The sequence below is a fragment of the Bifidobacterium sp. W8103 genome (assembly GCF_016100775.1).
GTDB lineage: Bacteria > Actinomycetota > Actinomycetes > Actinomycetales > Bifidobacteriaceae > Bombiscardovia > Bombiscardovia choladohabitans.
Genome location: NZ_JACFRV010000001.1, coordinates 1,296,361 through 1,309,619, shown reverse-complemented (window position 1 = coordinate 1,309,619; position 13,259 = coordinate 1,296,361). Strand labels below are relative to the sequence as shown.

8 protein-coding genes and 1 CRISPR repeat array (1 of these 9 running past the window's edge) are annotated in these 13,259 nt (G+C 57.3%); all 8 genes read right to left on the bottom strand.

Annotated features, from left to right (window positions below):
• Nucleotides 1–3,236: direct repeats of the CRISPR family, unit length 28 nt; unit sequence GGATCATCCCCGCGGATGCGGGGAGCAC (it extends 2,967 nt beyond the left edge of the window).
• Between the two features lie 205 nt (nt 3,237–3,441).
• The 8 genes from cas2e to cas3 all read right to left on the bottom strand — a co-directional run bounded on the left by cas2e (nt 3,442) and on the right by cas3 (nt 13,168).
• The gene (cas2e, locus tag H3U90_RS04910; RefSeq protein ID WP_198177274.1) at nt 3,442–3,825 is read right to left on the bottom strand and encodes a type I-E CRISPR-associated endoribonuclease Cas2e; all 384 of its coding nucleotides are present in this window, start codon (nt 3,823–3,825) and stop codon (nt 3,442–3,444) included.
• Entirely contained in the window at nt 3,825–4,793 is a 969-nt protein-coding gene (cas1e, locus tag H3U90_RS04905) for a type I-E CRISPR-associated endonuclease Cas1e (RefSeq protein WP_198177273.1), read from the bottom strand. The genes cas2e and cas1e overlap by 1 nt, the downstream gene beginning before the upstream one ends.
• Nucleotides 4,794–4,807: 14 nt before the next feature.
• The gene (gene cas6e, locus H3U90_RS04900; RefSeq protein ID WP_198177272.1) at nt 4,808–5,497 is read right to left on the bottom strand and encodes a type I-E CRISPR-associated protein Cas6/Cse3/CasE; all 690 of its coding nucleotides are present in this window, start codon (nt 5,495–5,497) and stop codon (nt 4,808–4,810) included.
• 9 nt (nt 5,498–5,506) lie between these two features.
• Entirely contained in the window at nt 5,507–6,220 is a 714-nt protein-coding gene (cas5e, locus tag H3U90_RS04895) for a type I-E CRISPR-associated protein Cas5/CasD (RefSeq protein WP_198177271.1), read from the bottom strand.
• Between the two features lie 2 nt (nt 6,221–6,222).
• On the bottom strand, nt 6,223–7,359 hold the full coding sequence (cas7e, locus tag H3U90_RS04890; RefSeq protein WP_198177270.1) for a type I-E CRISPR-associated protein Cas7/Cse4/CasC: 1,137 nt from the start codon (nt 7,357–7,359) through the stop codon (nt 6,223–6,225).
• Between the two features lie 104 nt (nt 7,360–7,463).
• On the bottom strand, nt 7,464–8,204 hold the full coding sequence (gene casB / locus H3U90_RS04885; RefSeq protein WP_198177269.1) for a type I-E CRISPR-associated protein Cse2/CasB: 741 nt from the start codon (nt 8,202–8,204) through the stop codon (nt 7,464–7,466).
• Nucleotides 8,201–9,958: a type I-E CRISPR-associated protein Cse1/CasA gene (casA, locus tag H3U90_RS04880; RefSeq protein WP_198177268.1), complete on the bottom strand. Its 1,758-nt coding sequence runs from the start codon at nt 9,956–9,958 to the stop codon at nt 8,201–8,203. Before casA ends, casB begins: the two co-directional genes overlap by 4 nt.
• Before the next feature lie 72 nt (nt 9,959–10,030).
• On the bottom strand, nt 10,031–13,168 hold the full coding sequence (gene cas3, locus H3U90_RS04875) for a CRISPR-associated helicase Cas3' (RefSeq protein ID WP_232341298.1): 3,138 nt from the start codon (nt 13,166–13,168) through the stop codon (nt 10,031–10,033).
• Nucleotides 13,169–13,259: the final 91 nt, after the last annotated feature.

Sequence of the window (13,259 nt, the reverse complement as noted above, 5' to 3'; positions counted from 1 at the left end):
ACTTGCCCAGTGGCAGAACAAGAGCGATGATGAGAGGATCATCCCTGCGGATGCGGGGAGCACTCGGCCAGACGGCTGGCCCGCCTAAAGGCTATGGGATCATCCCCGCGGATGCGGGGAGCACATTGCTCAGGAATCTTAGATTGTCGGGGAACACGGATCATCCCCGCGGATGCGGGGAGCACAATTCAAATAGGATATCGTCCATCCACTTTTCCGGATCATCCCCGCGGATGCGGGGAGCACGCATACTGATAAACAAAGGATGGCCCCGTCTGAGGATCATCCCCGCGGATGCGGGGAGCACTCACGGGTCCGCGCGTGGGTGGTGTTGAGCCCGTGGATCATCCCCGCATCCGCGGGGAGCACGGCCTGTTTTCCACGCCCGACGGCCTGGTGGGCGGATCATCCCCGCGGATGCGGGGAGCACGAACAAGCCGAGATATCCGCGTCCTTCCGCCGAGGATCATCCCCGCGGATGCGGGGAGCACGCGCAGACCGAAGCCGGAAACGACGGCGCAAAAGGATCATCCCCGCGGATGCGGGGAGCACCACTGTACTCGACCCGCGAGAGATGACAAAACGGGATCATCCCCGCGGATGCGGGGAGCACGCTACCACCACGTCAGCACCAGTGGTCGTGACAGGATCATCCCCGCGGATGCGGGGAGCACATGGTCGCGAGGACCGGGTAAGCGTCCTGGTCCGGATCATCCCCGCGGATGCGGGGAGCACTGCTGGGCCGGCGTGAGCAGAGCAAGCCCATGAGGATCATCCCCGCGGATGCGGGGAGCACCCCGACCGGATGGCCGGGGCAACGGGTTAGAAGGGATCATCCCCGCGGATGCGGGGAGCACCCACCGGGATACCGGGTGACCTGAGCGTAGAGGGGATCATCCCCGCGGATGCGGGGAGCACGCTGTTGGTGTGGCGTGAGTCTTTGAGCGTCTGGGATCATCCCCGCAGATGCGGGGAGCACCCATCGAACAGCACCACCCGAGCCGCAGACACGGGATCATCCCCGCGGATGCGGGGAGCACGGCCTGCGCAAAAACCAAGCCGCCGACCGGGGAGGATCATCCCCGCGGATGCGGGGAGCACTGCGCACCTGGGGGAGCTTGGCTTTGCGCAGGGGGATCATCCCCGCGGATGCGGGGAGCACAGAATGACGATTATGGTTTGAATTATCTTGACAGGATCATCCCCGCGGATGCGGGGAGCACGAGATTGCAGAATTCCGGCATGAATGCGAACATGGATCATCCCCGCGGATGCGGGGAGCACGACCGCGACCGTATCCCCCGTGCCACGGGAGAGGGATCATCCCCGCGGATGCGGGGAGCACCGGTTGTCTGCTTGACCCATCTGGCGATCTGCGGGATCATCCCCGCGGATGCGGGGAGCACTGGGTGTCTCAGGCGGTGCCGTCGACGGTCGAGGGATCATCCCCGCGGATGCGGGGAGCACACAACAAGACGTATATTGACCATTCTGGATGTGGGATCATCCCCGCGGATGCGGGGAGCACACCACGCTCAGATCGATATTACCGTTCCAGCCGGGATCATCCCCGCGGGTGCGGGGAGCACTGTAAAGCAAAGTCTGTGGTGCTCATGTAGTCAGGATCATCCCCGCGGATGCGGGGAGCACAGATAGTCGTAGTTAGCGGCAGCGGTCCCCTTAGGATCATCCCCGCGGATGCGGGGAGCACGGTCACCTGCGCTCCTCGGGGCAGGGTTAGCAGGGATCATCCCCGCGGATGCGGGGAGCACACTGCCGCACGCTCTAAGGTTTGGATCAGCCGGGGATCATCCCCGCGGATGCGGGGAGCACTTTCCAGTGCCCATCCGTATTACGCCGGACGAAGGATCATCCCCGCGGATGCGGGGAGCACGGTTACTGGCCCACCGGGTACAATCTGCCGCCCGGATCATCCCCGCGGATGCGGGGAGCACTCTTGCCTAAACCCGATATGGTGTTTCCGAAACGGATCATCCCCGCGGATGCGGGGAGCACAGATTGGGGAAAATCCTCATCAGCGTCTGCACAGGATCATCCCCGCGGATGCGGGGAGCACCTGCTGGCGTGGCGCTTGCTGCTGTCTGGGCTGGGATCATCCCCGCGGATGCGGGGAGCACTCGCTTTTCTGGTTGAGCCTCTTGCTCAACTGAGGATCATCCCCGCGGATGCGGGGAGCACATTTTATAGATTCCGAGAAAGGCATGAGTTGAGGGATCATCCCCGCGGATGCGGGGAGCACCTCAAAACGTGGTCTCCCGGGCTTTTGACATGGGGATCATCCCCGCGGATGCGGGGAGCACCGGCCGTCGGCATCAAAGTGGATCCCTATGAGCGGATCATCCCCGCGGATGCGGGGAGCACCCCGTCTCCATAGCCTGGTCGCGCGCCTCCTCCGGATCATCCCCGCGGATGCGGGGAGCACCTCACGTAAGCCTTCGGAGAGACCATGAACCGTGGATCATCCCCGCGGATGCGGGGAGCACCTCCTCGGCCTTGAGCTTTGGCTTGTTGAGTACGGATCATCCCCGCGGATGCGGGGAGCACCGTTTCATAGAAATGACTCTTTTTGAAAGAGGGGGATCATCCCCGCGGATGCGGGGAGCACCTGATGGCTGCTGCATCATAGTGGTAGCTCGCGGGATCATCCCCGCGGATGCGGGGAGCACGGATTGTATCAGGGGGAGAAGACGACTGGCGGAGGATCATCCCCGCGGATGCGGGGAGCACCGGGTGATTGCGTGTCTGTCTTCCGCCTCCTGGGGATCATCCCCGCGGATGCGGGGAGCACTTCTGCCACGACAGGCACGCCGTCCGAGCAGCCGGATCATCCCCGCGGATGCGGGGAGCACTGGTGCCTGACAGCCAAGCGCCGACATATCCGGGGATCATCCCCGCGGATGCGGGGAGCACATCCACATGCTTTCCATTTGTCACGTCCTTTCCGGATCATCCCCGCGGATGCGGGGAGCACTGTGGTATGGTTGGTGGTGAAAGGATTAGGTGGGGATCATCCCCGCGGATGCGGGGAGCACGGGCACATAGTGGTAAATAACTCACGCACAGGGGGATCATCCCCGCGGATGCGGGGAGCACGACGCATGGAAGAACGCCAGAACCGTCCTCAAAGGATCATCCCCGCGGATGCGGGGAGCACTCTTTGTTGACCACGCTTGGCATGTGCCTTGCAGGATCATCCCCGCGGATGCGGGGAGCACACTTAGAAATCCTTGCAATCCCAACAATATAATAGACTAAATCTCTGATTTTTAATGAGTTTGCATTTCGAGCCCCTTCCATTCCCCGTCCCAGCCACTGCGATTCAGACCATCTACACAGAGATCCTTATCAATGCACTGGCCCAGTAATCAGTACCTGGCACTCATCGGCAAAACTCATCTGAAAAGTGAGTCCCGCTTGGACTCAGTTGGATCGCGAGCGCCGGAACTTTGCCACTCGTCTGTACTTGCTTGCATTGCTCCAACCAGTTCGGCGGTATCGGTTTCCACCACCCGCAGATCTGCCATCGCCGCCTTCAGCAGGCCTCTCCATAAGAGTCAATCCTTCACAGTCGACTGGGTTCCAATCTGAGCGATGCACCTTGAAACTCAGATGCTGCTCATTGCGGGCAGAATAGACCATGATGGCCTTTCCCGTTCGGATCTGCCCTGTGATACGTTCCCAAAGCCGGTCCCGGACCCTAGCGGTGACGTGGCCAACGAAAACTCCAGAGGCTATCTCTAGGAGCCATCGGGTCAAATCCCCGCGCAGGCCCAGTGGGCATGCCGTCAAAACAACGACCACCATCAGCTCATCCCCTCCTCTTCATCTGCATAGGATCTCCCAGCCGGGACGCCGCCGACCTTCTCATCCCAGAGCTCCAAGGTCCCGTCCTCTTCATCAGAAGAGGAAGAAACAGGTGCTCCAAGCAGTCGTGGAATATCGCGAGCCATCCGTCGCATGAGCGAGAGGTCATAGACAGCATCACGCATGGCGTGCCGGGTGGCCGAGCCGATGTCGTCGGGCTGCTTTGCAGCAGTCTTGAAAGCTACAGGAATCGATATCTCGGCCTTGTACAGATCAGCCACGTCATAGACAAAGGAGCGCTCATGGCCTACATGGACGAATCCCAAGCCTGGTGAACACCCAAGGGCTACGATCACCGAGTGAGCGATTCCGTACAAGCAGGTATGAGCAGCCGACAGAGCCTTGTTGATCTCGTTGCCGGCATCGAAATCCTCGTGGTCATAGGTTCGTTTATCCCAAGCTACGCCAGTCAGTTCCGACCAGTGACGGTAGACCTGTCGAACTCGGGCACCTTCACGCCCACGCAGCTGCTGCATGGTACAAGAGCTGACATCTTCGTTTAGGAAGCGCATCTGGTACATGGCCCTCGCTACAGCCAAACGTTTGCGGGTGTTGGAGACCAAAGCCGCCTGCCTTTGCAGAAGGGCAGCCGAATGCGTCAGAGGACGGCCGAACGCATACATCCTCACACCGCGCTCCCCCACCCATACCACGCTGGCACCATTGTCACCGATTACCACCATGGCCTGGTGGCTGACGGTGGTGCCGGGACCAAGCATGAGCACACCTAGATTGGCGGCAGGCAGCCGTATAGTCCCGGTATCTCTGGTAACCGCGATGGCATTGTCCTCGCGAGTGATAACACAGTGCTCGAAATATGCGAACGAGAGCCTATCCTCGGCCCGTACCAAATCACCCAATTCAGGAGGGGGACTGCCGGGAATCTCGGTTCTCCCGGCAGACCCCATAGACTGATCCTTAGTCATCGGATCGGAGCCACCGTCAGCAACCCACAGCCGAAGCTCTTGGCCCTGCCGATGCCTTGCCGTAGGCAACGCTGAAAAGCTTGCGCATCGGTTACACGAAGCTGTCCGTCGAACTGGGCTGTAACCAAGGTGACCTTGCCGCCCCCGTGGTCGAACTTCTCCTTGCGGCGCTGGGAAACAAGGCAGGACGGTCCATGACTCTCATCAGAGCTGCCTAGGAGGGCAAATCCGTTGCGTTCACTGTGCTTTTGCAGCCAAGACAACTGATAACCCACAGTGACATGCCCCATCACCTTGCCGACTACTGCATGATTGGACCGCCGCCCTTTGTCGACATAGACCTGTCTGGCGGGATTGGCCCGAAGCCTGAAGGCCCACTCCTGTCCCTTGGCTATATGAGTGATTAACGGCTCGTAGTCCTTCACCTCCCACTCTGCATGGGTCGGCCAACCGGCCTGCTCAACAATATGGGTGAAGTCAGGACGCTCAGGACTCACCACATACAGCCAGGTCGAATCTCCATCACGGGAGAAATCCAATCGCCACAGGATACGTCCCCCATCGCCACTGCGTACAGCACCCGGCGGGAAGGACTTCTCCACGGCGGCATGAAGACGGTAAGGCGAGGCAATCAGTTGCTTTGCCGCATACCGTGCAGTGTTCAACGGCATTCTGGATATATACATGCCTGCCTCCTAGAAAAACGACATTGGATCGTGATCCGGAACGTCTTTAGTCCGCTGCTCGTCAGAGCCGGGACCATCCGGATTGGGGATTCTGTATCGGCAAACCGTTCTGACCGCATATCTGCGGGCAGCACCGAAACTCAGCGGAGCATCCGCCTGGGAAGAGACAATCCCATTGTCTTCGTCCTTAGCGAAGTCCGCGTCACAGACCACCTCCAGTCGGCAGCCTTGATGGCGCCTCTTATACCAAGAAGCGGCCATCCAGGGATGGGTGCGCAGGGCCTGATCCACACGGTCCTTCTGAACCAAACCAAGCGAGACCGGGTAATCCGGCGGGCAAGCCCGGCGACCCAAATATAATGGCCAACGGGGATGACGCAGAGCCTGGTCCAGACCTTCCAAAAGCGCAGAATCAGCGCCTAAAGCCACCAGGAATTTCGCATCGGATAAGTAGTACCGTGTGGTCAATGGCATGGCTTTGACATTGGCACCGTGCTCTGTTTGCATGTCATTGACCAAGATGCCCGGTTGATCGATGCGGACACCGAAGCTTAGATGTAGCAGGTCCTCAATGTCATCACCGCGTTGACGCCCTTGCGCCGAAGCAAGCAGACCAATCACCGCGCTCTTGGTGGGCTCCCGTTGTGTGGTACGAATCGTAAAACGCGAGGAGCTCCCCCAGGACTGCAACGGCCCCGACAATCGCAACAGCAGTATGCTCATAGTTACTCCTGCTGACCCAACACGCGCATAGTCTCAGCATCCACCTGGCTGGTCAGATCCTTGAGACCGACAGACTCAGCCACCGGAGCCAAGTCCTGCGCTGACAAATCCGTGCTGATCGCCCAAGCATGCACAGGTTGCTCATCATAAGCATCCTGAATCCTGCGCAACTCCTCAACCAGCCTGCGGCCAGCGACCTGCGAGATAGGCTGATCATGCTCGGCTACAACCGGACGTTCAAAGGCTTCCACAGCATTGATGGGCTGGCTGTCACGGAAGGCTACAACGCAGGTCTCGGGCAGAGTCCTGTTGGCGTAGGAATTCTGTTTACCGGTCGGCATGGATCGGATGAAGGCCTCTACGAAGACCGAAGCCACTCTTGCAGTGGCCTCGGCATTGCCGATCTGCTCCTGCAGGGCATCCAAGTTCACGGTCGCGTAACGATACAGTGTGGATGAATTGAAGCCGACAGAATCAATCATAGCCGCACCAGCGTTGTCCGCTTCCGTGAAGTCATCAGCGGCGGTGAAATAATCGTACTCGGGCTTAATGGCATCCACAGAGATGGCATGAGCCACCTGAGCGCTGGCATCCGTATTCAGGTCAGGGGCATCAGCCAGCATGCGGCCGAACAGGGCGATGTCGACCGCCTGCTCACCGTGGAAAACTGCAGATACCTCCTTCTTCATAGCCGAATCCGGAGCCTTGGCCAGATCCTTTCCCTGATCCATCCATTCCAGTGCGATAGCAGCCAACTTGCTGATTTCAGTGTTGCCGATGAAGATCAGATATTGAGTGACCGGCTTGCCACTGGCTGCTCCTGCACGCGTGGAAGCGACAACCTTGACTCCAGTAGCCTGCAAAACCAAGGAGGCGTAGCTTTCAGCCTGATCCTCTGACTCGGGCCGTTGATCGACCATGGCCTTTACGATCAGCTCGACTGCATTCTTCGTCCGTACCCCCAGCTGCTTCTTGTCCAGCAACGATTTGAAGGTCTCGCGCATGGCCCGCTTCCAGGCCTGGCTGGAGACTCGCGAGCGCAAGACACCGCCATACTGAGCGGTCTTGGGATTACCCGTTTCGTCACGATTGATGTTGCTCGGCGGGACGTTCTGAACTGCGTAAATATCCATAAACATGGCATATTCTCCTTAATATTTATTTTGAAAATTGGTGATCTTGTGTATGTGTATCTACTAGATGGCGAATCAATCGAAACGGCTTGTCATCATTGACCGTGCTGCTAGACCTCAGCTGCTCTACTGGCCTTCTCACCCTCTTTCGCATCCGCTGCCTTGTGCACGGCGTAATACTGACGAGCCCAACGGTGAAAGACAGAGGCCCTCCGACCAGGCAGCTGCAACAGATAAAGATCCTGAGCGAAAGCCTGATAGTCCAGCTTCACATCCTGATTCCTCATCATCCTTATCAGCGAATACAGCTGATGCCGGATGCCGTCGAAATCAGGAGCATCCTCCATGATTTGCAGCCTTCGAAGAACCGGGGTGGCCTTGGAACCGTCCTGGTCGGCGTCAATCATGCGGCAGGCGCGGCCGAAACTGTAGCGGAAGCGTTCGGATCGCTTCCGCTGCTTAGCCTCGGCGCCATTCCCTGTGCCCTTATGATCCGGCATCCAGGCCATACCCTGAGATTTCGACTGCTGATGAAGGGCATACATCTGCAAGGCAGTGGCAATAGCCCGCGTTTCAGTGACGATATTGGTGTCATTGTCAAGGGCTGGGTTTCCCAGGATATCCTGTGGCCAATCCTCATATAGATCAAACCCGACATTCATCCACCGCACTCTGCCATCGTCAATGCCTCGGCGCAGCAAAGCCAGATGAGCCCTGGCCACGCTGCTGGCCTGAACCGTGTAGGCGTACTGCAATTTCCCGATCCGGTAGTTGGCATACCGCCCGACAGCCTGTTTGCGGTCGTCGACGGACAAAACATGCTCGTTCGTCATGGTGGCTGCAGTCATCATTGAACCTCCTTTTCATTTGCGGTCTCGCCCTCACGCGAGGGAAGAGGACCTAGATATTTATTCAATTGGCTTAGGAATCTATCGAAGATCTGCTCAGAAGATCGGACACCATTGGCCTTGGGCAGGAAAGACGGCGCCGGAGACTGATCGCGGTACCCACCAGCCACCGCAATCAGATCCCGATGAATGGCCTGAAACCAGTCATTCCGGTAGCGTTCGATGTCTTCTGAAGGACCGAACTCCGCAATCCGCTGTCTGAACAGCTGATCAAGGGAAGCATATGCACGTTCCTTGACTCGGGCTACTGCGGCGTAGAAGCGGTCCTTCTGCGCTTTGTCGCCTGCGGATTGGTTCAACTGGGCAACCATGGAGTCCAACGCCTTGATGGAATCCTCAGTACGCTCAACAACCTGAACCACCACATCCACAGCAGGAGCATCCAAATGAAGCAGTTGAAGGTTTGCATCGAGCGAATCATCAATGGCATCCGAGAAGAAGCTGTTCTGCGGACCATAGATCATGCTCTGGGTATGAATGCGAGCCATCTGCATCACTTTTCCGGACCCGGCATCATCCTGATTCCAATTCAATAGAGTCTCAACCCATCGAATAACGCCAGGCCGTGTGTCATCAGTCTGACCCGCACCGTTGCTTCCCGCGCTGATCAAAGGCTGCAGTTGCCGCCAGATGGCCTTGTCAGAAGTGAATGTGACTGGCATGCGAGGAGCCGTCGGCAGTCCCAATTTCTTCCGCAGGTTCTCACTGCCGTACCGCCAGGCCGTCATAGGCTCATAAGCGTCCATGTTGTCAGCGCTGATGACATCGCCGTAGCAGACGATGATGCCAACCACACGGGAACCTGAACTATCGGGTATCAGCCTAACCCTGCGTGATTGCAAAGTAAGCATGTCCACAATGCCCGTGGGCTGATAGTCAGGATTCATGTCAGGGCCAGCCGGCTCACGTTCCCAGGGTGCCAAATCACCAGGCTTGCCGAACCAGATATCATCATCTCCGCGGCCTCTGGGATTGATCAAGCACCAGTTGAGCATCAGGGTGGCGAATAAGTTGTCTTGTTCAAGATAGACGTTGCCCAAGGCGCCCAGCCAGCCGGTTCCCACCTTGGACTTAGGCGGATAAACCTTATTGTTCCGCACATGGGTCTCCCCGTTCACCGGCGATTTGATACCTGCAGGGTCATAGGCCTGGAGAAAGACCAACCATCGGGCTGCCTCAGGCAATGTAAGCGAGTCCAGGTCGTTCTTGGCGCGCATGGAAAAGAGAAACTTCTTGGGCTTAGGCACGTCAGCCTGAAGTTCGCCAATGCTGTCATACTCTTTATCCTCGGACGAGTAGGTCAATCCCGGCGTCTGGTAAAAAGGATGCTCCGGGTTGAACAAATCGAACCGGTCGTGATAGCGCTCAAAGTAATCGTCAATTACTTGAGGGTCGAACTGCCCAGTCTGCCAAAGCGTCCACCACAGCTGCAGCAAGGCCGTCGGATTATCATCCCCGATCATAGGACGAAACCGCTGAGCGTATGCCTGGTAAAGCACAGCCAAGGCATCCCTCAGTATGGGCAAGGTCTGCTGAGGCATGTCACTTGAAATCTCACGGATTCGATGGGCCTCAACCAAAAGGTCACGAAGGGAGACCAGGCCGACGTGTCCTGCCAAATATGTAACCCTGATCCAGGGCTGGTCCAAGAGATTGAACGACGGCCGACCTCCGCCGGTCGCTCCAACATCATTCATTATCATTGTCCTTTCTGCTTGTTCGATTATTCATAAGTGGAAAATGCCTACACTGGCGAGGCACTGCAACGTTCAGCTCTTTTCGTCCTCGTCGGCTTTCACACAAGTAAGCCCATCCTCACGGGTGTATCCGATAAGGTAACCAAGTACAGTGGCGACAAATCTCCGGCGACCCGAATCGGATTCTTCCTCATCCAATACCAGAGGTAAACAGCCATCCAGCCAAGGAGATTGATGCCATGCATCAACACAGTCACTGGCTCGGAGCTCTAGTTCATTGATCAGCGCATCAATGTCGTGACAGATGCGATCCGGCAGATTTACCGAGCAACGCAACACCACTTGCGCCAGCCGGTTTTCAGGTTCGGTTTTTGTGGGCACAGGAGCCCCGCAAGGTACTGTATCGCTTCCGATCCATGGCAGAAGCGCATACTCATCACCACACCGGCGCAGAAGCACCACCTCCACCGAATCATGAGTGTCTCTGACAGCCTGTCTGGCTTTGGCTTCAGACCTGGCGTCCACAGTGCCTGTAAACAGGTCCACCAAGGTGTGAGACTGGTGCAGCAGACGGGCCGAATCTTTCATCAAATAGACTTGGGCCTTATCGATCTCTTCCGCATCCTTTTGGGCACGCTTGTGTACATCCAGCCGATACCGTTTTTGCCAGGCTTTGGGTATCAACTGTGCAATTGCATCAGAGTCATAAGCCATGCGGACCAGCGGAGAGATGTCATCAGGAAGATGCAGCAAGCGGTGGGCGCTAACTGTTTGCAGACAAAGCACAGCAAGAGCTTCAAGCAGTGATGCCGGTGGATAGACCCTGTCTATATAGTCAGGAAATACTGGCCCATCCGCGTTCCAGGAGGCAATGCCTCGCAGATAGCAGAAGGCTTTCCGCAGACCAGCTGGACGGTCGCCCTCACCTTGTCCTCTGCGATGGCGATGCAGACGACCCATGCGCTGCAACAACAGATCGACCGGAGCTATATCGGTGACCATAAGATCGAAGTCGATGTCCAGGGATTGCTCCAGGACCTGCGTGCCCACAACAATCAGCCGGTGAGGACGTCCTCCATTGGCTAGGGTTGCATCCGGGCCAAGGCGTTCTCGGAGTTCTCGTTCGTTGTCCATACGATCCCGGTCGATGAAGCGTGAATGCGTCAGTCTGACCTGGTCCGAACCAAATACATTGGTCAAAGCTGCTGCAGTTTGCTGGGCACGGTCTACGGTGTCGCAAATCACAGCGGCGCAGCCACCTTCAGCCAGACGCTCTTGCAGCAAGTCTGACAAATGTTCAAGATCGTCATCAATGACATGACAATCGATGTCTACCGCACGACCTGAAGATCGCACCGAGCTGGTCCGGCAGGTCGTTCCAGATGTGTAGGTAATCAGCGGATAAGCATGCAGGTCGTCAGGGTCATTTCCCTCATTAAAGGGCTGCCTGTCACCCGGCTGTGAAGAGTCAGAAGCCTTATCATTACGTTGCTTGGAGTAGCGGTCAGCAAATGCCTCCATGCTTGCAAAACGACGCGGTGCAACTTGGGGGGACTGCTCCGCAAGGTTACTCGACCCGCCGAGCACCGAGGCATACCCCTTAATATAAGCGTCCACCAGCTCACGTCGCATTGATGCAGGCAGGGTTGCCGACAGAAGGATGACTGGGTTGTGGAATCCTCCCAACCATTCCAGGGTTCTCTTGAGGTATTCACGCATGTAGGTGTCGTAAGCGTGGCATTCGTCGATGATGACAACTTTGTTGGCTAGAGCCAGCTGCCGCAGACTGACGTGCTTCATCTGCAGAGCGGCCATGAGCACCTGATCGATAGTGCAGATCAGGAAGTTAGCCAGCACCCCTTTCTTCCTGCCTCTCAGCCAGTCATTCACCACTGCCTCGGGATAGACGGCCTTTTGTGCACCAGAGCCTTGGAGGACATCCTCATCGAAGACTGATGATGTGGCCGAACCCCCGGCTGAAGTCGCCATAGACATGAATTCCCTGTTGAGAGCAGCTTTGCCATGTCTGAGCGAGGTGGATTTCTCAGAGCGTCCCTCAGGCTGGGGCAATCTATCGATCCAGCTCTTGCAACGCGAGAACATGGCATCGGTGGTGGCCATTGTTGGCAGGGCCACGCAGACTCCTCCCCTGCCTGTTCGTTCAGCCAGAATTTCCGCACAGGCCAGGGCTGCTTCGGTCTTGCCTTCGCCCATGGGCGCTTCGATGACCATAATGCCTGGATCCTTGGTCGTTTCCGCCAAATGTGCGGCCTGCTCCTGGACTGGTCTGGGATTGGCACCTGCCGGCAGATCAAATCTGGAGGCGAAGCGCTCCCCTACGCTGATCTGCTCGTGAATCGGTTGCCACTTAGGAGGCAGATCGAGGTTACGCCATCCGCGCTCCTGACGTGCCTTAAGACCAGCTCTTGTACGTACTGAATTCATCCGGTCCCAGGTCTGTTCGTCATAGCTCTTAGGGTTGAGCGGCACCAAGGGAAATAGAGCATCGTCGCTGTTGCTGGCGATCCAGTCGGCCATAATGACCAGCCCCTCCAGCACAGATTCGGCATATATGTTTAGACGCCTTCTGCTCAGCCGAGCGAAGTCATCATCACTAAGCTCACACTGCTTGGCCACGAATTCAATCAGTTGGCGCTGGACTTCAGCCCAGTCCTCATAATCCTGAGCAGTGCCCATCCGCACATCCATATCGGACTTGCATAGAGCCTGACGCGTAGGAGGCTGACCATGATGCCCTCCAACGACACAGGCATAGGATTCGGCCACTGACTTGCTCCAATTCCGTACCTGCGTCAGATACGACTCCAGAATCCTTTGGCCCGCTATGGGATGGGTAGGATAATTGGTATCCGTAATCGGAACATCAGGGAACCGCAGACCAGCCTGTCTGGGCTTCCACCGCAGGGAGAGATCCTGCATACCAGGCGCATGCGTCAACGGCTTGCTTTGGAAAACCGGGGTTGCTTTACCGATATCATGGACACCGGTGATAAACATGCAGACTTTGCGAGCCAATTCCGGATCACCAACATCGCGGATGATGATCTCTCGGGTGCCCCGGGGCACCCAGTCACGCCAAAGATACCTAGCCACTGCAGCGGAATCGCTCAAATGCGCGAAAACCTGTAGCCAGTCATCCTCGTTAAGCAGATTAGTCTTGCCCCACAGGGACATGGCTACAGCGTCCAAATCCAAGTCTGTTGGTATCACTCCGCTCATTGTTCCCCCGTTCTCAGCTCAGCGATCCTGCCAATTGGACGACTTCGTTGTAACAATTTGT

What these genes read in the sequence shown, in the direction of transcription:
- cas2e (WP_198177274.1), bottom strand. Translation starts at nt 3,825, where the DNA reads ATGGTGGTCGTTGTTTTGACGGCATGCCCACTGGGCCTGCGCGGGGAT.
- cas1e (WP_198177273.1), bottom strand. Translation starts at nt 4,793, where the DNA reads ATGGGGTCTGCCGGGAGAACCGAGATTCCCGGCAGTCCCCCTCCTGAA.
- cas6e (WP_198177272.1), bottom strand. Translation starts at nt 5,497, where the DNA reads ATGTATATATCCAGAATGCCGTTGAACACTGCACGGTATGCGGCAAAG.
- cas5e (WP_198177271.1), bottom strand. Translation starts at nt 6,220, where the DNA reads ATGAGCATACTGCTGTTGCGATTGTCGGGGCCGTTGCAGTCCTGGGGG.
- cas7e (WP_198177270.1), bottom strand. Translation starts at nt 7,359, where the DNA reads ATGTTTATGGATATTTACGCAGTTCAGAACGTCCCGCCGAGCAACATC.
- casB (WP_198177269.1), bottom strand. Translation starts at nt 8,204, where the DNA reads ATGATGACTGCAGCCACCATGACGAACGAGCATGTTTTGTCCGTCGAC.
- casA (WP_198177268.1), bottom strand. Translation starts at nt 9,958, where the DNA reads ATGAATGATGTTGGAGCGACCGGCGGAGGTCGGCCGTCGTTCAATCTC.